Origin of the sequence: Microbacterium sp. 2FI (genome assembly GCF_005502885.1) — a bacterium.
Taxonomy (GTDB): Bacteria; Actinomycetota; Actinomycetes; order Actinomycetales; family Microbacteriaceae; genus Microbacterium.
Genome location: NZ_SCMR01000018.1, coordinates 20916 through 42557 on the forward strand (window position 1 = coordinate 20916; position 21642 = coordinate 42557).

Below are 21642 nucleotides of genomic sequence, written 5' to 3' on the forward strand. Positions count from 1 at the left end.
ATAACCCCATCCGTGCCCCCGCTCAGCGAGCGAGGTCCCATGCACGGACACCCCTTACGGGAGAGAGTACCTGCGCGGTGCCCTCGCGGGGAAGAGGCTCAGAGGTTCAGGCGTCCTCCTTTCGGTGACGATTCGGCAACGATCAGCATCCGGCGGCGGTGGGGACGGACCCCGAAGGGCCGCCCCCACCCCGTCTCCTAGAGCTGCGGTCGCGCCTCACCCCGGCGCCGGCGGAGCACCACGAGCGTGGTCGCACCGGCCAGCAGGGCCAGGAATCCGAGCATCACCAGCGGCAGTGCGGGGCTGCCACCGGTCGCCGGCAGCGACGAGAGCAGCACCGTGGCGTCGTCCGAGTCGCGGCCCGGGTCATCCGGGTCGCCGAACGTGTGGTAATCCACCACGGCCACGTTGGTGATGACACTCGCTGTAGCCTGCGGGTCGACGGTCGCCTCGAGCGTGATCGTCGGCGCCGCAGTGGCACCGCCGTTGTCCGATCCCTGCGGCTGCAGGGGTCCGAACAGCACGCACTCAAGGTTGCCGCCGTAGCCGGTGGCGTCCTGGCCGGTGACGAGGCAGCTCTCCCAGTTCGGGAAGACCGCGTCATCGCCTTCGCCCGGCCACGTAATCCCCGTGATCTTGATGTCGGCCGGGATGACGTCGGTGACGACGACACCGTCGGCTGCGGCATCCGTGCTCACGTTCTCGACCTCGAGGTCGTAGGTGAACGACTCACCGGGCTCGGTCTTCTCGACGCTGGCCGTCTTCTCGATCTCCACCTCGGTGTGGCGTGCGACGAAGCAGTCGGGCGTCGCCGGCGGGTAGCTCGTCGTGAAGGTCAGCTCCGGGTTCACCGACAGGGTGACCACGGTGTCGTACCGCCACGAGTAGTCGAGCTCGCTCGGGTCGAGGATGAGTCCGTTGAAGACGAACCCTCCTGCGTCCTCCGGCGCGTACTCGAGGCCGTCCGCCGGGTTGATGAACCCGCCGCCCGGAACATAGTCCGACGCCTGCAGCGGACGCCAACCGGGGTAGTCGATCGAGATGCCCGAAGGCGTGAAGTCCGCGCCGGGCCAGGCGATCTCGTTCGACCATGTCAGGCTGCCGCTCGTATCTTCGAGAACGATCTCGGTCGGATCGGTCTCCGGAGTCACGAACTCGTTCACCGGCCGCCACGTGAAGAGGATCGGCTCGTCGGCGAGTGCAGCCGACTTGATGACCACCCAGCCCAGCAGCGGAGCGTCGTTGACGCACCGGGTGTATACCAGTGCCGCGATGTCACGCGTCTCGATGGTGACGTCGTCGCAGTTGTTGTCGGGGTTGCTGTCGACCTCGGCCGCCACGCACGCCTCGTTGAACAGCTCGTCGAGCGGCACAGGGGTCTCCGGCAGCTCGTCGTCTCCGACGACCGGCGGCAGATCCACCAGGATCGGCGGGGTCGCCGGGTCACCGTCGTGGTCCCACTCCACCGGCTCCTGCTCGAGTGCCGTGAAGGTCACGGTGAGCCGGATCTCGACGACCTCGCCGAGCGCCATCGACGCCGTGCTCACCGAGAGCACGTTGTCGGCGTCGACGAAGTCGGGCTGGTTGTCGTTCACCCAGCCGGCCGGAAGCGTGATGCCGGTCACCTCGAGCCGCTCGTTGAGCGGGTCTGTCACGACCACGTCGACCGCTTCGCGCGACCCGTGGTTGGTCACGGTCAGCACGTACTCGAACGTGTCTCCCGGCTCGATCGAGGCGTTCTCACCCTCGGGCGGGACCGGCAGGCCGGACGTCGTCTTCTCGATGCCGACGTCGTCGAACTGGACGACCTGGCAGGCGTCGTCGTCGTTCGTGTAGCCGCCCGACGTCACCGTCCCGACGTTCCAGATGACGAAGCCGAAGCCCTCGGTCTCGAGGCATTCGCTCGGCTCCTCGACCGGCGTCGACGTGACGGAGACCGTCGCGAACACCCGATAGGTGTGCGTCGCGTTCTCCGGCGTCAGCTCACCGTCGTCGACGACCGTCCACGTACCGTCCGCAGGGACCCAGGCAGCGTCCGTCGGCGCCGGCGTCTCGCCATCGGCCGCCTCGGCCTCCCAGGTTCCGTCGAGCTCGACGCCTTCCGGCAGCTCGGGCGCGTCGAGCAGATCGTAGGCGACCGTCCCCGGCAGCGGATCGAGATCCGACTCGGGGTAGGTCACGGTGACGAAGTACTCGATGTCCCACGTGCCGTCGCCGTTGTCGGTGGTCACGCCGCCGACCTTGTCGATCTCGGGGAGCACCGGCTCGGTGCAGTCCTCGGCCTCGGTCTCGACACCGCCGCTGGTGAGCAGCGCCGTGTTGAGGAAGCCGCCCGACGGGTCTTCACTGTCGGGGTAGCACCACGTCGTTCCGTCGTCCACCGCCACCTGCGTGACGGACGCCTCGACCGTCACCGTGTAGGTGTGCGTGTCGCCGGGATCGATCGTCTTGTCTGTGGCGATCACCGCGGTGCCGTCGGCCTCGAACGCGCCGTCGTCACCCTCGCCGACCCACGACGCGGACGTCGCCCAGCTGCCGGTGGCGGGCTCGATGTCGCCGCCGAACAGAAGCTCGTCCGACAGGTCGTACTCAGCCGACAGATCCTGCTCGTTGGCGTCGAGCGTGACCGTGATGTCGTACTCGATCGTCCAGTCGCCCGTCTCGGGGTCCTGGCTGCTCGAGACGACTGTCTTGTCGATGAGCGGGTACACGCGGTCCTCGACCGGGATGCAGATCTCGGCATCCTGTTCGCGGTCCCCCACGATCAGCGTCGCGGTGTTGAAGAAGCCCGAACCGGGCTCTCCGGTGCACTCCGCGTCGTTCTCGCTGTACGCGTCGGTCACCTCGACCGTCCACACCACCTTGTACTCGTGCACGGCATCGGCCGGCAGCGCAACGGCCGACGCGAAGTCGACACCGGCGGTGATCGCCTCGACGTCGCCGTCCGGGAGCAGCTGTGCCGTTCCTCCGACGATGTCGATACCCGAAGCGAACGCCGGGGTGTCGGACAGGTCGTAGAACGTGTCGAAGCCGCCCGAGGTCACCGTCACGAGGTACTCGACGTTCCAGCGCGAGGCGTCGCCCTCGACCTGCAGGGCCGAGACCGCTTCCTTCTCGATGGTCGGCAGCGCCGGCTCTTCACAGTCGTCCGCGGGGATCGTCGTGCCGTTGACGGTCACGACGGCCGTGTTGAGGAACCCGCCGGCGCCGGGGCGCTCGGCATCCTCGCACGCGAGCGTCTGGCTCTCATCCCATGCCGCGTTCGGCACGGTCGCGTGGACGACCACGGTGTACGTGTCCGTCTCGGACGGCACGAGCACCTCGTCCTCGGCGAGCGTGTCGGTCCACCCGGGGTCGGTGAAGACTCCGGGGCTCAGCGCACTCGGACCGCTCCACTCGGCATCCTCGATCACGATGTCGGCCCCGAAGTACAGGGTGTCATCGAGGTCGTAGACCGCGGCGAGCTCGCTCGAGAGGTTCGTGACGAGCACCTCGTAGGTGATCTCCCACGTGCCGCCCTCGAGCTGCCGGATGTCGGTCACGTCCTTATCGATGTCAACCAGAGGCCGCTCGATCACGATGCAGTCGAGGTCGGTGTTGCCGCCCACCCCATTGGTCACCGTGGCGGAGTTCCAGAGACCTGCACCCTCTTCCTCACTGAGGCAGTCGAGCGTCTCATCGACGACGGATGCCGCGATCATGACCGTCCGCGTCACCTCGTACGTGTGGGTCGCGCCCGCCGGCAGGACGCCGGTCGCGAGCTGCGTGTCGAGGTCGCCATCCCAGTCAGGGTTCAGCGCTCCCGAGCCGCCGCCGGTCGCGACCGGACCGCTCGCGGTCCACTCGCCGCCGGTGACGTCGGCAGGCAGCGCCTGCGGCTCGTCGGTGACGGAGTACCAGAGCTGGATGTCGTAGCTGTTGGTCACCGCGACCTCATAGGTGAGCGTCCACTCACCCGTCTCGGTGTTCTGCTTGGCATCCACCGCCGTCTTGTCGACGACCGGGATCTCGGGCGCTGCACAGCCGGAGTCGGTGTCGGTGCCGCCCGGGTAGGCGACGGTCACGACGTTGAAGAAGCCGCCGCCGTTCTCGGTGCACGCGAGGCCGCTGGCCGGCACCGGATCCACGAGGGACTCCGCCTCGACCCAGTAGGTGTACTGGTGGCTGTCGTTGCCGTCGATCGGCACGTCGGTGACGTCAGGATCGCCCAGCCAGCCCTCGTCGGTCACGTCGAAGCTCGCGTCGAAGTCCGGCGCGTCGGTGAGGCTGTACACCGTCGGCAGGGCGTTCTCGTTGGTGACCGTGACTCCGTACTCGATGTACCACGTGCCATCCGAAAGCTGCGTCACGGTGCCGTCGGCCTTGTCGACGATCACCGGAACCGGCATCACCTCGACACACGCCTCGGCGGAGTCTTCGAACACGCCGTTGGTCACGAGAGCTGTATTCCAGATGCCCTCGTCGAGGGCCGGAGCCTCGCCGCACAGGAGCACCTCGGGGTCGATGTCGGCCTCGAGCCGCGCGCCCACCGACACCGTGTAGGTGTGTGTGGCGCCCGCAGGCAGCACGCCCTCGGCGACCAGCGTGGGGTCGTCTCCGTTCCAGGCAGGGTTCAGCGTGGCCGAGCCTGCCCCATCGGGGTCGGCCATCGGACCGGTCACCGCCCAGTCGGCAGTGATCGCCATGCCGTCGGGCAGCGGATACGGCGCGTCGTGCAACTCATAGGCGAGTTGGATGCCGGGGCTCGTGTCGTTGCGGACCGTCACCGTGTACGAGATCGTCCACGATCCGCCGGCGGCGGGCGTCGGCACGGCGGCGGTCTTGGTGACCGTCGGGCCCTGCGGTTCGGCGCAGCCGTCGTCCTCGTCGGTGCCCGGGGTGCCCGGGTAGGTGACGGTCGCGATGTTGTGGAACGCGCCGCCCTCACCCTCGACGCACTCGAGCTGCGGCTCTTCGACGGTGTCGTCGAAGGAGGCGACGATGCGGTAGACGAACTGGTCGGATCCGCCGGCCTCGATCGCCGTGTTCGCCACCGGTGCCGCACCCGACCAGCCCGAGCTCACGACATCGAAGCCGTCGCCGAGGTCGGGGGTGTCGGTCAGTGTGTAGACGGTCGCGAATGCCGAATCGTTGCTGACCGTGACCGTGTAATCGATCTGCCAGTCACCGCCCTCGAGCTGGGTCACCGTGCCGTCGGTCTTGCTGACCGTCACGGGCGGGAGCACGACGGTGACGCAGCCCTCGGCATCCTCCACGATGTCGCCCGAGGTGACCGTCGCCTTGTTGAGGAAGCCGCCCTGCGCGGCACAGTCGCCGATCGGGGTCGCCGTCGTCGACGGCTTGAGCACGCCCGTCACCACGAAGGTGTAGGTCGTGTCGGCCGGGAGCTCACCGCTCCAGATCGTCGCGGTGCCCGGTGCGAAGTCCGCGTCGAGCGCCGGCGTGTCGACGCCGTTCACGACGTTCCAGGTGTTCGGGACGAGGGTCCAGCCGGCCGGAGCCGCCGGGAACGCGTCCTCGAGCTCGGCCTGGATCGCGACGTCACCGGGGTTGGTGACCGTGATCGTGTACTCGAGGTTCCACGACGCGTCACCGTTCTGCGAGGCCGGGTTCGTTCCGAGCTTCGTGATCTCGGGGAAGGCCGGGTCGTCGCACGCGTAGACCGTGGTGTCGTCGTCACCCACGGTGAGGGTGGCGGAGTTCAGGAACCCGCGGTTGGGCGAGGCCGTCGATGTGCAGGTCCAGGTGTCGGTGTCCTGCGTGCCGTCGGCGATCTCGGCGATCACCGTCACCGTGTAGGTGTGGGTGGCCGGCGGGTTGCCCTCGCCGGCGGTCGGCAGCTCGACGTCCGTTGCGAGCGTCGCGGTGCCGGCCGGGAGCACGAACGGCACATCGGTGTCGTCCGGGCCGCTCCAGCTGGCCTCGATGGGCGTGATTCCTGCACCGTAGAGCAGGGCGTCGTCGAGGTCGTAGAACAGGTCGGAGTACTCCGACGTGTTCGTGACCACGATGTCGTAGACGATCGTCCACGTGCCGTCGAGGTTGTGCATCGGCGCACCGTCGACGGTCTTGTCGACGTCGTACTCGGCCGGTATCGCCGTGTTGGTGATCTCACACGTCACGTTCGCGCCGATCGGCAGCGAGATCTGGCCGTCGTCGACGACGATGTCGCTGTCGCACGTCCAGTCGCTTGCGGTGTAGCCGCCTGCCGGGCCATCTTCGCCGAGGGTGTAGGTCGTTTCGGCCTCGACCGGCTGGGGACCGGTGGATGCCGTCACTCCGCCGTCGCCCGAGGTGAGGGTCGCGTCGACGAAGCCGCCGTCGCCGGCCGCCGACAGGGTCCAGTCGGTGGCGACCCGCGAGCCGACGCCGTCCTGGTTGTCGACGATCTTCACGAGCGTGAGGGTCGGCTTCTTCGCGATGTTGGTGAACGTGCAGGTGACGTTGGCGCCGTTGGCGACGGTCACCGTCTTGTCTGCCATCGACGTCGTGCCCGTGGAGCACTCAAGGTCGGTCCACTCGTAGTTCGCGACGCTCTGCAGCTCGTTCAGCGTGTAGACGCCCGCGGGGACCGCGATGGTCTCGTTGTGGTCGAACGCGATCGTCGCATCGGCGCCGCGCTTGGCCTCGAGCAGCTGATTCCAGTCGGCGGGCACAGCGTCACCGCCGTTGGTGTCGTCGACGACCTTGACGAGCGTCAGGTTGCCGGGCTCGTCGTCGTTGTTGAACGTGCAGGTGACGTCGTCGCCGGCCTCGAGTACGAGAGTCGGAGCTGCGACGGTCGTGTTCGGGAAGCCGACGCAGTTGAGGCTCGCGAGGGTGTAGCCGTCGATGTCGCTCTCACCGAGCGTATAGGTCACGCCTGCCTCGACCGGCTCCGCGGTGACGGGGTCGGTGCCGGTGACACCCGACAGGTCGGGGCCTTCGGGCGTCGTGGCCGTCAGGGTCCATGCGGTGGGCTGGGCTGTGCCGCCGTGATTGTTCGTGACGGTCTTGACGAGCGTGAGCTTGGGCGCGATGTCGTCGTTCACGATGCGGTACGTCGCATCGCCGAGGGCCGGGACGCTGACGTCCCAACCGGCGACGTCCTCCCACGTGTCGGGACCGATGAGCCGCTGCAGCTTCACCTGCTCGTAGCCGTCGGGGCCGGTCTCGGAGATCGTGTAGACGGTGCCCGGCCGCACGAAGAACGAGCTCGTGCCGGTGTCGGTCTCAGAGCCGACGACGTTGCCGACCGGGGGCTGCACCGGCAGATCAGGGTCGTTCACCGGGGTGCCGATGAGGGTCCAGTCGCCCGCCGCGGCGTCACCGCCGTTGTCATTGATGACGTGCTTGAGCAGCGTCAGCTCGGCGGTCTGGTTGGTGATCGTGCAGGCGACACGGGTGCCGAGCGGCACGTTCACGCCGCCGTTGATGCCGTCCGAGTATCCGCTGTTCGGCCACGGGTCGCCGTTCTCATCGACGCGGATACACGACGCCGAGCCCGTCGACAGGGGGTTCGACTGCAGGTTCGTGCGCTGGTCGACCTGGGTGTACAGCGGGCTGCCGCTCGTCTCGAACAGCTGGTAGCGAGCGTCGGCCGTAACCAGGTCCGTCGTCCCGCTGGTGCCGAAGAAGCCCGGGAGTGCGGGCGCAGGCACCGGCTGACCGGCGAGGAACTGCGCGTTCAGCACCCACGCGCCGGGAGCGGTGGGGCCGTTCGCCACATTCTTGATCAGCGTCAGCCTGCTCTCGCAGGTCACCGTGTTCGTGATCGTCGCGGTGTTGTGCTGCTCGGTGAGCGTGAGCGCATAGCCCGCCCCCAGAGCGATGTTCGCGGGGTCGCCGTTGATCTCGGTGATCGTCGCGACGTTCGAGCACATCGTGGGATCGATCAGCGACAGCGTCTCGGAGATGGTCGCGACGTTGTTCAGCGTGTACCCGGTGCGCGTGACGCCCCAGCCCTGGTTGGTGGCGCCGGCGGCGCCCGGACCCGTGAGCTGCAGTTGGGCGTTGAGTCCGCCCGGCTGCGAGCCGTTCGTGTAGGGGACGCCGTTGACGATCCAGCTCTTCGACACCGTGAGGTCGGCCTCAGGGTTCGGCGCGCGGTTGTAGATGACGCAGTTCACCGCTTCCGTGCTCGGCACGTTGAGGGTGACGCCGTTGGTCGGATTGGCCGTCGGCACGACCGCTTGGCCCGTATTCAGATTCGTGCAGACGGCGTTGCTGCCGTTGACGGGCACCAAGGTGAAGCCCGCCTGCTGCTCTTCGACGATCGTGATCGAGGCCTGCGTGGTGCCGCCCGGGAAGGTGAGCGGGAACGTGACCGAACCCGTGCCGTCGTTGGTGGTCGGCTGCGAGTTGTCAGGCGTGGTCACCCCTGCGGTGTTGATCGTGCTGTTGAACACCCAGCCCGCACCGGCGGGGACGGCACCGGTGATCGAGCCCGCAGGCGCGCTGGAAGGAACGATCGCCTTCGTCACCGTGAGCGAGCCGGCGCAGTTGCCGAGCGCGAGGTTGCGAAGTGCCGTGCCGACTGCGTCGTAGTCCTCGGTCTGATAGAAGTCGGCGTTCTGGCCGTTGGTGCCCGTATACGCGGTGGGGCCCGAGATAGCACGGAGGTTCAGCGCGTTCGTGGCCCCCGTCGCGCCCGCGCCGACGCCGAAGGCGAGCACGCGCGTGCCGTTCGCCTTGAGCGCGTTCGCGGAGAAGATGCCGTTCTCGGTCTCGCGGAAGCGGTTGTCGCTGCCCGAGCCCTGGTACGGCTGGTTGTAGGTCGTCGGGTTGCCGTCGGTGATGATCACGGCCACGTCGAACTGGTTGCCGGGCACGTTGTTCGAGGCCGCGATGCCGAGGCCGCGATCCCAGTTCGTTCCGCCGGCAGAAGTCCACGACACATACCGGTTCTTGAAGATAGTCCCCTGGCCGGGTGTCGTGACCGGCGTGAGGCTCGGGTAGTTGGTCGCTCCACCGCTGCCCGGCGTCTCCCACGAGAACGAGAACAGCGACATGCGCGACGGCGTGCCGGCCAGCGAGTCGACGAACGTGTCTGCGGCATCCTTCAGGTCGGGGAGCGCCGTGCCCACCGAACCCGAGATGTCGAGGATGAGCGCGACATCGAGGCCGCACGACGGGGTCAGCGTCGGGTTGACGCGCGACTGCTGCCAGATTCCACCCGAGACGTTGGACGCCGTGCCCGATCCGAGCATGAGGTCATCGACGTCCTGCGACGAGTAGGAGGTGTTGCCGACGAGCCCGACCTTCATGCGGAACTGGTAGGCCAGCGACGAACCGGCGCCCGCAGCTCCGCCCACGCGCAGCGTCGGGTTCATGTAGTGGGTGGACGGCACGCTGTACTGCACGACCCACGGCCGCGTGCCGTTGTTGGCACCGCCGGCCTGGGTGGCGGGAACCGTGAACACGCAGTCGCCGGTGGGTCCCGAGACGCAGCGGGCCCAGCCCGCGCCGTCGCCCGCGACGCCGTCTGCGCGCGTCGCGCTCGGAGCCGTGCCCGAGCCGTTGTCGTTGCGGAGGTGCAGCACGACGCCCTGCAGATCGGTGACTCCGGTGATGCTGGTGCGGTCGGAGCCGACCTTCACCGTGATCGTGGCCGACTGCGGCGGGGCGTAGGTGTGGGTGAAGGTACACGTGGAGGCGCGGTCGGCGTTGGCGGTGTACGCCAGGGTGGACGTGCCGCCGGTCCACGTGAGTCCATTGCCCGCGTCAGTGCACGTGACGGCTGTCGTGTAGTTCGCGGTGTTGGGGCTCTGCGAGATCGCGGAGATGACCCACGATCCGTTCGCCGCATCCACGGTCGCCGGGGCCGCGGGAAGAACGTGCCAGTCGGCACCGACGGTCGCGCGGTACTCCCAGTTGGCCGCCGTGGCAGGGCCGCCGCCCACGATGTTCACGGCGCGCGTGAATGTGAGGCAGGTGCCCGTACAGGCGGGCAGGATCGCGAGCGCGACGATGGGCGCGTCGAGCGGTGCGGCTGCCTTCGATGAGTCGCTGGAGGGCTTCTCGCCCTTCGGCGCGGACGGCGCCGGCTTGGCCGGGGTCTCTTCGGCCGGAGCCTCCTCCGCAGGCGTCTCCTCAGCGGGAGCCTCCTCAACAGGCGCTTCCTCGGCCGGAGCCTCCTCGGCCGGAGCCTCCTCAGCGGGCGTCTCCTCAGCGGGCGTCTCCTCAGCGGGCGTCTCCTCAGCCGGAGTCGTCTCCTGCGTCGTCGTCTCGTCCGCGGGAGGCGGCGTCACCACGCCTGCGACCGCGGGCGTCACGCCCGTGAAGATCAGCGCACCTGTCAGAAGCGTCGCTATCCCGCCGGCGTACCAGCGGTGACGCATCGTCAGATTGCGATCCCGATTGCGCTCTCGCCGCATCCGGCGACGTGTCCCCAAGCGCCCGAAACCGTCCATGTTCATGCTGCCACCCATGACTTCACCCGTCGATAAATCGACCACGAGGTGACCCCTGCTTAGGGGCCCCCAAGACAAAGCACCGCCGACGAGAATCTCCCCAGAACCGTCGGCATGCCACTGCCCCACTCGTGAAGCTACCGGCGACGGTGGGGTGCGTCAAGTAACGGCTCGGGAACGATCACCGGCGTGTCGTGCTGATCAGCATCCATCCGAATGGACTCCCGCGGAAACGCGGAGGCGGCCGAGAGAACCCGTCTCCCGGCCGCCGCCGCGCAATGCTTCGCGTGACCTACTCGTGGCCGACCGTCTTGTCGACGTGGTCGCGAACGCCGTCGACATGCTCGTCGATCGAGTCGGGCGCGATCTTCTTCACGAACTCGGCAGCGGCGTCGAGGACGCTGTCGCTCACGCCTTCGGCCTGCTCGCTCTTGATCGCTTCGCCGATCTGGTCCTTGTTCTGATCAAGGAAGTCCTTGCCCTGGTTGACGAGGTCTTCGATACCCATGTCCACTCCTTCGTCGGCCCCCGATGGCCCTCGGACTCGATTCTGTCGGGCGGGATACCGCGGCGGAACCCCGGGGCGCGAATCAGCGAGCGGATGCCGCAAGCCGACGCTTCTGGGCCTCGTGCTTCTCGATCACGCGGTCGTCGCGCGCCTTGACGACCGCGCGCAGGATCACGGCGATGAAGACCCCGATCGTCGCGCCGATCGAGTTGGCGATGACGTCTTCGACGGTCGAGTAGCGGTCTTCGAGCAGGTACTTCTGCGCGACCTCGATCAGGCCCGAGAGCGCCGGGCCGAGGAGGAGCGCGATCGGCCACCACCGCAGCGGGATCATGAGTCCGAACAGCAGCCCCACCGGCACGAACAGCAGCACGTTGGCGAACGACTCGATGAACGCATAGTCCACGAACGCGGGCACGCCACGCTCGTGGAGTTCGGCGATGGCGCGGTTGAGCAGGCTCTCGACGGGCTGATCGATCGGGCTCGGCCAGAACACGACGAACGCGAGGAAAGCGCCGTACCCGATCGCGAGCGCCGCGATCAGCGTGTGGCGGGGTCCACTCGTACTCGGCAGCCGGCCGTCGGTCACGGGGCCGCCGGGAACAGCTGGCTGCACGAGTCTGCGACGGTGACCGGCGTCTTCGTGACGGTCGGCGAGTAGCGCACCTCGAGCGGGCCGAGGTCACCCTCGGGCAGCGTGCTCGTGTACGACACGGTGCGCGTCTCACCCATCGGCAGCGTGATGGTGATGCTCTTGCCGTCACGGCCTGCTTCGGAGCCGGTGCGCGTCCACGAGCCGAAGTCGCCGTTCTCGGGGTCGGAGACGATCGTGCCGCCCGGCACCGCATACGAGAGCACGTCGAGGATCATGGTCGTGCGCGGGATGCCGAGCTGGTTGTTGCGCCACGCCAGCGTGTAGCCGCTGAGGTTCGAACCCGGCACCGTGCTCGTCAGCGTCGTGGTGGTCGTGACGGTGCGCGCCGCGGGATCGCACGAGACGGCGACCGCGGTCGAGAGGTAGTACTCGAGCTTGCTGTACGAGGCGTTGACGAGGTACGTGCCGACCTGCGTGGCGGCGACGTTGTCGGTTGCGAGGGCCCCATCGACGTTGAACTCGGCGCTGAGAGCCTGCTCGGCCTCGCGGGGGAACCACAGGTAGGTGCGCTGATCGTCGGCGGCGAGCTGCAGCTGCTCGAGCATCGTCATCGGATCCCAGTCGCCTGAAGACACCTTCTCGAAGACCTTGCCTGCGACGTCGGCGAAGTAGGCATCGGCCGCGAGACCATTGGTGCCGAAGCGCTCGTAGGCATCGCTCAGCAGCGCCTTCACGACGTTGTCCGCATTGAGTTCAGAGCCGTCCTCGAGCACGACCGGACCCGTGGCGCGCAGCATGTACGACAGCACGACGGGGTCGATCGAGATCACGCCGTCGATGTCGCCGCCGATGTTGGTCTGCCAGAGCGAACGGAACATCGCGGCCGAGGTCGGGAAGTCTGGGGTGCGCGTGTAGTTCTGCGCGTAGGCGTCGAAGTCACCCTCATACATCGCGAGGGTCGACTCGGGCATCTCGTAGTCGAGCCACCCGCGCACACCGGCGAGGTGGAAGTTCTCGGAGGCCTCGTCGTCGCGCATCTCGATCTTGCCGTTGTCGACCGACATGATCGCCGAAGTCGCCGCATTGCCGCCCGTCGCACGGATCTCGGCGTTGTTCTGGAAGAGGACGACGTAGGTGCGCGGCTCTTCGGAACCGGCGAGCTGCAGCAGCGTCGGCAGATACTTCTCGACCGTCTCGAGGGCCGGGCCGGCCTCGTCCATCACGTCGAGCAGCTGGCCGATCGCGTCGTCGACGATGGGCAGCAGCTCCGCGCGATCGATCTCGGCGACTCGAGACTCCGCATCGGCGAACGCCGCGTTCACCTGCGGCATGACCTCGATCGCACCACGGAACGGGTCGAGGTCCACTCCCCCACCTTCGACCGCGAGCTGGTCGAGCTGCACGGTGCTCAGCAGCTGAAGCGCCGGCGGCATCGCGTCCCGCACGAGGATGTGGGTGGCCTCGGTCGCGCTCTTGACGGCGGCGACGTTCACCCCGACGACCGGGACGGCGGATGCAGCATCCCACAGCGGACCCTGCACGATCTCGTCGGCATCCGTCGTCAGTACGAGCACCTCGTCTGCGAGAGCCTGGATCTGAGCCGTGTCGCCCGTCTTCGCGAGGGCGGGGACGGCGGTGAGCTTGTCCTTGGCTGCCAAGAGGTCGTCGCGTACCTCGAGAGCCTGGAGTGCGAACACGCCCCCCACGGCGCCGATGGCGCCGACGACGACGAACGTGCCCAGAAGCACCCACGGCCAGCGGCGTCGCCGCTGGGGCGCCGGGGCGTGATCGCCGGCGCGGCCATGGCGGAAGCGCCCGGCGAGGGGTTTGGAGGACACCTGAGGATGCTATCCGGGTCGGGCTGGGATGATGCCGAGAGACGCGCGCTCAGTGCGCGGTTTCACCCGGCACGATGACCGCGCGGATGGTGCGGAACAGGATCAGCACGTCTTGCATGAACGACCAGTTCTCGACGTAGTACAGGTCGAGGCGAATCGCGTCTTCCCACGACAGCTGCGACCGCCCGCTCACCTGCCACAGCCCGCTCATGCCAGGCTTGACGAGCAGCCGCCGATTGGCGTCGTCGTTGTACAGCGCGACTTCGGTCGCGCGCTGCGGACGGGGGCCGACCAGGCTCATCTCGCCGCGGAACACATTGAACAGCTGCGGGAACTCGTCGATCGAGTGCTTGCGGAGGAAGCGTCCGACCTTCGTGATGCGGGGATCGTTCGTCACCTTGAAGAGAGGCTGATCGGTGGTGCCCTGCACATCGAGCAGGCTCGCGAGCTGGTCGTCGGCATTGGCGACCATCGAACGGAACTTGATCATGCCGAACTCACGGCCGCTGCGCCCGATCCGCAGCTGCCGGTAGAGGACCGGCCCCGGACCGTCGATGCGGATCGCGATCGCGGCGGCGACCATGATCGGCGAGAAGAGCAGGATCATGATCGACGAGCCGATGATGTCGAAGGCGCGCTTGCCGAACCGCTTGTGCCCCTCGAGGGTCGGGAACTCGATATGGACGAGAGGCAGGCCCGCGACGGGCCGTGCATGGATTCGAGGACCCGCGACGTCGGTGAGAGCGGGAGCGACGACCCAATTGACGTCGCGGTCGGCCATCGCCCAGCCGAGGCGCCGCATGGTGGCGGGGTCGAGCTCGTCGGCACCCGCGACGATCAGGGTGTCGGCGCCTGCCGCGTCGATCGCCTGCTCGACGTCGGCGAGGCCGCCGAGCACAGGAACGTCGCCGATCGCGATCCGCGTGCCTCGCGGGGTGATGGCACCGACGATGGCGTAGCCGCTCCCATGCGTGCCGCGGATCTGCCTGATGATGTGCTCGAGTTTCGCCCGATCCCCGAGTACGACCGCCCGATAGACGAAGGCACCCGACTGCTGGCGATGCCGCAGCCATTGCCGCCAGCCCCAGCGGCCCGCGATCAGCCCGGCAAGACCGACGGGAAGCGCGATGAGGAACAGGGCGCGCGCCACTTCGATGCGCAGGAAGAACGCGATGGTGATGACGACCGCGAACACGAAGAACGTTGCGCTGACGATGCGGCGGTACTCGACGACTCCATGGCCGACGATGTGCCGGTCACGGGTGTCGAACGCGTCGAGGCACAGCAGCCACATCACCCCGATGATCGCCAACGGAACGAAGTACGGCAGGTCGGGTCCCCCGGGCCATGACAGCGTCGTGTTGAGATCCGGCAGCGCGAGAAGACCGAAGCCTGCGAGCGTGGCGATGAGGATGAGGGCGTCGGTGTAGATGAGCCGGCTGGCGTAGCGGCGCACCCACGGCGGCTCTCGACGCTGCGACGGCGTCGCAGCTGGCGTCCGAGGAGGATTCATGGAGTCAGTCAGTCGCGACCATAGATGTCACGGGTGTAGATCTTGTGGGCGACGTCGGCGAGCACGTCGGTCGATCGGTTGGCGATGATGACGTCCGCGCGCGCCTTGAACTCGTCGAGGTCTCGCACGACCTCGGAGTGGAAGAACTCGCCTTCGTCGAGGGCGGGCTCGTACACGATGACATTCACCCCCTTGGCCTTGACGCGCTTCATGATGCCCTGAATCGAGGACTGCCGGAAGTTGTCGGACCCCGATTTCATGACGAGGCGATAGACGCCCACGGTCTCGGGGTTGCGAGCGAGGATGTCGGCCGCGACGAAGTCCTTGCGGGTTCTGTTGGCATCGACGATCGCAGCGATCAGGTTCTGCGGCACTTCGGAGTAGTTCGCGAGCAGCTGCTTCGTGTCTTTGGGCAGGCAATAGCCGCCGTAGCCGAACGACGGGTTGTTGTAATGCGTACCGATGCGCGGGTCGAGGCCGACGCCCTCGATGATCTGCCGTGAATCCAGGCCGTGCACGGCGGCATAGGTGTCGAGCTCGTTGAAGTAGGCGACTCGCAGCGCGAGATAGGTGTTGGCGAACAGCTTGATCGCCTCGGCCTCGGTCGGACCGGTGTGCAGCACCGGCACGTCCGTGTCGATGGCTCCTTCGAGCAGGAGCTCCGCGAAACGCCGCCCTGCCGGCCCCCAATCACCGACGACGATGCGCGACGGATGCAGGTTGTCGTAGAGCGCCTGCCCCTCGCGGAGGAACTCGGGCGAGAAGATGATCGTCGCACCGGGGTGTTCGACCCTCATCCGGCTCGTGAAGCCCACGGGCACGGTCGACTTGATGACGATAGCGGCGTCGGGGTTCACCGCGAGCACGGCGTCGATCACCGACTCGACGGATGAGGTGTCGAAGAAGTTGCTCTCTTCGTCGTAGTTCGTGGGCGTCGCCACCACCACGAAGTCCGCGTCCTGGTAGGCCGCCGCCGCGTCGAGCGTCGCCGTGAGATCGAGATCGTGCGTGGCGAGATACTCCTCGAGTTCGGCATCGGCGATGGGCGAGATGCGCCGGGTCAGGAGATCGATCTTGTGCGGGTCGACGTCGACGGCGAACACCTCGTGGTGTTGAGCAAGGATGACGGCGTTCGACAGGCCCACGTAGCCCGTGCCGACGATGGCGATCTTCATAGGGAAAGGGTATCCCGGGCTGCCCCGGCTCCTTTCCCGGCAAGGCCGCGAGCACCGCGCCCGAATAGACTCGACGACGATGAGCTCGGCATCCCCCCTTATCTCGATCGTTCTGCCGGTCTACAACGACGAGGCGACGGTCTCAGCAGCGATCGAGAGCGCGCTCGGGCAGACGCTCCCCGACATCGAGATCATCTGCGTCGACGACGCCTCGACCGACGGAACCACCGCCGCGATCGAGCGCTTCCGCGCCCGCGACCCACGCGTGCGCCTCATCCGGCAGGAGCGCAATCTGTCGGCGTTCCAGTCACGCCGTGCCGGCATCCTGGCAGCCTCGGCCGACTACGTGCTCTTCCTCGACGGCGACGACGAACTCGTCTCGGACGCCGCTGAAAAGGTCCTCGCGCGGGCGCGGGTGGCGGACGCCGATATGGTGGGCTTCGGCGTCACGGTGGTGGAGAAGGACGGGCGCACCGGCGGCGCCTACGAGAATCGACTGCTCCCGCCGCAGCGATCTCTCCATGGAACAGACGTTCTGAGCCACCTCTTCCGCATCGGCAAGCCCGCTCAGGGGCAGCTGTGGCGGTACCTCTTCCGCACGAGCGTGCTGCGCGACGCCTACGCACTGCTGCCCGATGACCTCGTGCTCGCGCGGGTCAACGACCTTCCGCTGATGTTCCTCGCTGCCGCGCTCGCCACGAGCTACGTGTCCCTGTCGGAGAAGCTGTACCGCTACCACTTCGGGCGGGGGGGCAGCGGACACGATGTCGACAGTGTGGAGCGCGCGGAGTTCTACGCGTCGGCGATCCACTCGATCGACAGCATCCGGCCCGCGGTGGATGACCTCGCGAGCTCTCACCCCGATGCAGAGCTGCTCCTCGAGACGTACGCGTCGGCGAGGCTGTCGATCATCGGATACGTCGTTTCACAGCTGATCGAGCGCAGCGACAGCACGGTGCTCGACACGGCACTCGCCCACCTGCACACGGTGGCACCCGCGCACGACATCATCCACGCGGCCGCACGCTTCTACCCCGCGACGCTCTCGACGCTGAAGTTCCACACCGCGTGGCATGGGTTCGGCGATCGTCCGGTTCGCAGCATCCTGCTCGCTACCTCGACCGTGCGCACCGGAGGCGTATCGGCCGTTCTCGCGTCGCAGGCGCGCTACCTGCGCGAGGCCGGCTACCGCGTGACGGTCGTGGCGCGCAACGGTGGCAGCGATGTGACGGTGCTCCCCGAAGGCACGCCGTTCATCGAATTGACCGCACGCGGCCTGGTCGACCAGCTGAAGGAGTGGGCCGAGATCTGCCGCGATCAGGACGTGGACGTGGTGATCGACCACCAGGTGCTTTATATGCAGCACTGGCCCGAGTTCGCCCTCATGGCCCGCGCCGAGGGTGCGGCGACGGTCGGATGGCTGCACAACTTCTTCGCGCGCCCGATCTACGACGGCAACGAGAGGCTCTCGCTGATCGAGCGGTGCAGCAGCACGCTCGCCGAGCTGGTCGTGCTCTCACCGCTGGATGTCGCGTACTTCAAGCTGCGTGGTGTGACACATACCTCCTACCTGCCGAATCCTCCCTCGCCTCTGCTGATCGAGTCGCTGGCGCACCCTGTTCAGAAGCTTCCGCCGGCAGACCGCATCGAGCTGGTGTGGCTGGGTCGGCTGGAGCAGCGGACGAAGCAGGTTCGCGAACTGATCGAGGTCGGCGTGCAGTTGCGGAAGCTCTCGGTCGACTTCCGCCTCACCGTCATCGGACCCGACTGGGACGAGCTGACCGCCAAGAAGTTCAACGCCGAGGCGCGCCGGCGCGGAGTCGGCGACCGCGTCGTCGCCGTCGGCACCTTGCGCGGAGCGGACCTGATCGTGGCGATGGATGCCGCCGACGCCTTCGTCTCGACGAGCATCATCGAGGGCTACCAGCTGACCATCGCCGAAGCGCAGGCGCGCGGTCTGCCGGTGTTCATGTACGAGCTCCCCTGGCTCACTCTCGTGCAGGACAACGGGGGCATCGTGTCTGTGGCGCAGGGCGACGCGCGGGGGCTCGCCCGTCAGATCGCCGATGTGATCGGCGACGCGGAGCGCTATTCGACTCTGTCCCGGGCATCGGTGGCGGCGGCGGAGCGGGCGAGATCGTTCGACTTCGCGGCACTGTACCGTGGCGTGGTCGCGGGCTCGCTGCCTCCGGAGTTCTCACCCGAGCCGACGCTCGATGACGCACGGCAGCTGCTCGAGCTGATGGTCTTCTTCGCCGAGAGGGCGCAGCGTCGGGGCCGCGTCGGCTCATCGGGCGGTTCAGCGATCGGGGCGCAGCTCTGGGAGTCCGCCGCGCCGATCGGTCGGGCAGCGCTGAAGCGGCTCCCAGGCCTGCGCCCGCTCGCGCACCGCGCGAAGCGGCGGCTGGGCGGGAACTAGTCTCCGCGACAGGGACGGCTACGGGAGGAGCGCGACGAGGGCGAGCGCCGCGCCCGCACCGATGCCGATGAGGATTGCGGCGCCCGTGACGGCCAACGCGATGATCTCGCGGCGGGTGCGCTCGCGCACGGACCGGTAGAAGCTCTTCCGCCGGATGGTGGCGCGAGGACTCTCGAGCGGAGCCGTCTGTGGCGCGGAGACGGGCATCTGCGTCTTCGGGACCGCGCTTGGTCGCTCGATGCCGGCGGGCTCGACCTGGACGACGGCCGCGGCACTCTGCGCTTGGGCCTCGGCAGGCATCGACGGCTTCTTGGCTGCCGTCGACCGTTTGGGGTCTCCGGCCGACGCGGCACCGACGGCGCCGCCTCCCGGCTGCTTCGTCCACTTCACATAGTCGGCGATGACGTCCTTGGCCGGGCCGTCGGCGCGCAGTTCCCCCTTGTGGATCCACAGCACGCGCTCACACGTGTCGCGGAGCGAACTCACTGAGTGGCTCACGATCATCACGAGGCCGGCGCTGTCGCGGAGTTCGCGGATGCGCTGCTCGCTCTTCAGCTTGAACCGGCGATCACCCACCGAGAGCGCCTCATCCACGAGGAGGATCGAGTGCGCCTTCGCCGACGCGATGGCGAAGCGCAACCGTGCGCCCATTCCCGAGGAATAGGTGCGCATCGGGTGGTGGATGAATTCGTTCAACTCAGCGAAGTCGGCGATCTCATCGATCTGCGCGGATGCCTCGTCCGGGGTGAAGCCCATCGCGAGCAATCCGAGCTTGATGTTGTTCTCGCCCGAAAGCTCGGGCAGCAGCGCAGCGTTCACACCGAGCAGCACCGGGCGGTCTGCGGCCCAGATCGTTCCCTCCGATGTCGGGATGAGTCCGCTCATCGCACGGAACAGAGTGGACTTGCCCGAGCCGTTGTGGCCGATGACGCCGATCGTCTCGCCCTCCGAGGCGGTGAACGTGACGCCGCGCACAGCGGGGATCGTATTCAATCCGCGGCCACCGCGCAGAGCACGCAGGTTGAACACGCTGTCGCGCGCGCTCATGCGCTTGCCCGACGCGTACACCCGATAGGTGACGTGGGCATCGTCGACGACGATCATCGGGCGGGGGCCTCCGACAGCTGCCGCGCCCGGCAGCACCAGATCACTCACTGAGGCCATACCTCGCCTCGGCCTTCCAGAAGTAGACGACGCCGACGCAGATCGCCACGACGGTCCAGATCGGGGCAAGGATCACCGCGAGCTCGGGCACCGGATGCCCCTCGAGCATGGCGCCACGGACGAGCGCGATGAAGTCGTACGTCGGGATGCTGTGCGCGATCGTGAGGAGCACCGGATTGTCTGCGAAGACCACATCGACCTGGAAGAAGATGCTGCTGGCGTAGAACAGGATGCGGTTGATCGTGGGGATGAACTGCTGCACATCGCGCACCCACACCGACATGCGCGCGACGATGAGGGCGACGCCCAGGTTGAATACCGCCATCATCACGAGGATCGGGATGACCAGCAACCACGACCACGTGATGGGAACGCCGAACACGAGCAGCAGGATCCCGAGCAGAACGGTGATCGGGATCATCCGCATCGCCTGCTCGGCAACGACGGAGACGGGCAGCAGGATGCGTGGGAAGCCGAGGCTCTGGACGAGGCGGGCGTTGCCCGTGATCGCGCGGGATCCGCCGCCGAAGCATCCCGTGAAGAACTCGAAGACGAAGACGCCGACGATGAGGTACGGAACGAAGTCGTCGGGCTTCGCCGAACTCGACAACACGACACCGAAGATCGTGCCGTAGATCAACGCCGTGAGCAGCGGCTTGAGGACGATCCACAGCACGCCGAGCCGGTTCTGAAGCAGCCCTCCGACGAGTCGGTACCCGGCGAGCGTGAACGCGAAGCTTCGGCGGCGCCATGCTTCAGCGAGATACGCGCCGAACGGCGGGCGGCGTCCGACCTCGTACAGTCCGTCAGCCGGGGCGCGAAGGCGTGCATCCACCAAGGAACCCGCTACCTTTCTGACCGCCACATACTTCGTGGGACCGTCCCGCGAGCGCACATTCGGACCGATGATACCCGGGGCGCCTGCGTTCCGCCTGACTCGGCCGGTGGGGCGTGCCGTGGCTGTCGCTGTCAGGCGACAGCATCCATCGCGGTCCGAATGTGGGCGGTCAGATCCGCGATGTCCGCACGGGCCGCGATGATCGAAGGACCGAGGGCGGCCACGTGGGCGTCGAAACGGGTCGCGAAGTCCGGCAGTTCGTCGTATCGACCGACCAAGCCCCCGAGGCCAACGGCCGCGAGCAGGCGCGAGATCTTCTGGGGGTCGCTGCCGGAGCCGATCGGGTACGCGCCCTCGGTCGCACCCATGATCAGGCCGTGCGCACGATCGCTGACGACGGCGAGTGATCCCCGGTACACCGCTCGCACGTGTGCGTCGAGGTCGTCGTGGCGCATGCTGGGAGCCATCGAATACTCGCCCCCCAGTGCTTCAGCGAGGCGCACAGCGCGCGGCGCGTCCCGAGCGACCTGCGCCACCGTGACGATGCGGGTTGCGGTCGCCACCGCGAACGCACGCACAGCGGCGAGCCACTCATCGCCCGGCCACGCCCGGTCGAAGCGCATGGTCACAGCAAGTACAGAACGTCCCTCGGCAGGGCTCCACTCCTCGGTCGGTGTCCCCATGGAGTACGCCCAATCAGGGGCGAAGTCACCGAACCGCGCTGCATCACGTGATCCTTGGTCGCGCCACGACATGATAGATGCGCCTCTGAAAGCGGGATCGAACGCAACTGTCGACGCGGTCTCGACATTCTTCACGCCGATGCCGGCGATGATGAGAGCTCCCCCCGAGTCGAGCACGCGACTGCATTCGGCCGCGCGGCGCGGCGTCGGGAAGATCCCGGTCTGCGGGTTGATCTCGCCTGCGTTGAAAGCGTGCACAGGTCGAAGGGATGCGCTCTGCGCTCGCATCCAGGCGATGCGTGAGTCGTAGAACGTGATGTCCGGGGCCGCCGTGAACGCCAGGGAGTAGTCGGTCGTCGCCGCCCCGAGAAACACATGAACGTGACGCCCTGAGCCTCGCAGCGCCTCGAGGTATCCCACGCGGAGTGCGGAGTCGCCGAGGTTGTCGTCCTGGCCGCTGAGATGCGCGAAGACGTTCTGGCTAGTTTTCGTGTTCACCGCCCACCAGTCTATTCTTG

The 21642-nt window shown here is 67.5% G+C and carries 10 protein-coding genes; 1 reads left to right on the forward strand and 9 read right to left on the reverse strand.

Annotated elements, in window-relative coordinates; translation table 11 throughout:
- Positions 1-197 precede the first annotated feature (197 nt).
- The 6 genes from FFS15_RS13950 to FFS15_RS13975 form a co-directional block, all read right to left on the reverse strand.
- On the reverse strand, positions 198-10397 hold the full coding sequence (locus FFS15_RS13950) for an LPXTG cell wall anchor domain-containing protein (RefSeq protein ID WP_137845653.1): 10200 nt from the start codon (positions 10395-10397) through the stop codon (positions 198-200).
- A 286-nt stretch (positions 10398-10683) separates the two neighbouring features.
- Positions 10684-10899 carry a hypothetical protein gene (locus FFS15_RS13955; protein ID WP_137845654.1) on the reverse strand — a complete coding sequence of 72 codons (216 nt, stop codon included), beginning with the start codon at positions 10897-10899 and terminating at the stop codon, positions 10684-10686.
- Positions 10900-10981: 82 nt separating this feature from the next.
- Positions 10982-11488: a VanZ family protein gene (locus FFS15_RS13960; protein WP_171013204.1), complete on the reverse strand. Its 507-nt coding sequence runs from the start codon at positions 11486-11488 to the stop codon at positions 10982-10984.
- Complete coding sequence (locus FFS15_RS13965) at positions 11485-13332, reverse strand: DUF4012 domain-containing protein (RefSeq protein ID WP_137845656.1); 1848 nt, start codon at positions 13330-13332, stop codon at positions 11485-11487. The genes FFS15_RS13960 and FFS15_RS13965 overlap by 4 nt, the downstream gene beginning before the upstream one ends.
- Before the next feature lie 49 nt (positions 13333-13381).
- On the reverse strand, positions 13382-14845 hold the full coding sequence (locus FFS15_RS13970; protein WP_137845657.1) for a sugar transferase: 1464 nt from the start codon (positions 14843-14845) through the stop codon (positions 13382-13384).
- Between the two features lie 8 nt (positions 14846-14853).
- Positions 14854-16020 carry a nucleotide sugar dehydrogenase gene (locus FFS15_RS13975; RefSeq protein WP_137845658.1) on the reverse strand — a complete coding sequence of 389 codons (1167 nt, stop codon included), beginning with the start codon at positions 16018-16020 and terminating at the stop codon, positions 14854-14856.
- Positions 16021-16099: 79 nt separating this feature from the next.
- Between FFS15_RS13975 and FFS15_RS13980 the strand changes: the two genes are divergently transcribed.
- Positions 16100-18439, forward strand: coding sequence for a glycosyltransferase (locus FFS15_RS13980; RefSeq protein ID WP_137845659.1), 2340 nt, complete (start codon positions 16100-16102; stop codon positions 18437-18439).
- A gap of 18 nt (positions 18440-18457) precedes the next feature.
- Here the strand turns inward: FFS15_RS13980 and FFS15_RS13985 are convergent, their stop codons facing one another.
- The 3 genes from FFS15_RS13985 to FFS15_RS13995 form a co-directional block, all read right to left on the reverse strand.
- A complete protein-coding gene (locus FFS15_RS13985) occupies positions 18458-19603 on the reverse strand; it encodes an ABC transporter ATP-binding protein (protein ID WP_137845660.1) in 1146 nt (381 codons plus the stop codon).
- Positions 19587-20438 (reverse strand): ABC transporter permease, encoded by an 852-nt coding sequence (locus FFS15_RS13990; protein ID WP_171013205.1) that lies wholly within the window; start codon positions 20436-20438, stop codon positions 19587-19589. Before FFS15_RS13990 ends, FFS15_RS13985 begins: the two co-directional genes overlap by 17 nt.
- A 134-nt stretch (positions 20439-20572) precedes the next feature.
- Positions 20573-21622 carry a polysaccharide pyruvyl transferase family protein gene (locus FFS15_RS13995; RefSeq protein WP_137845662.1) on the reverse strand — a complete coding sequence of 350 codons (1050 nt, stop codon included), beginning with the start codon at positions 21620-21622 and terminating at the stop codon, positions 20573-20575.
- Between the last annotated feature and the right edge of the window lie 20 nt (positions 21623-21642).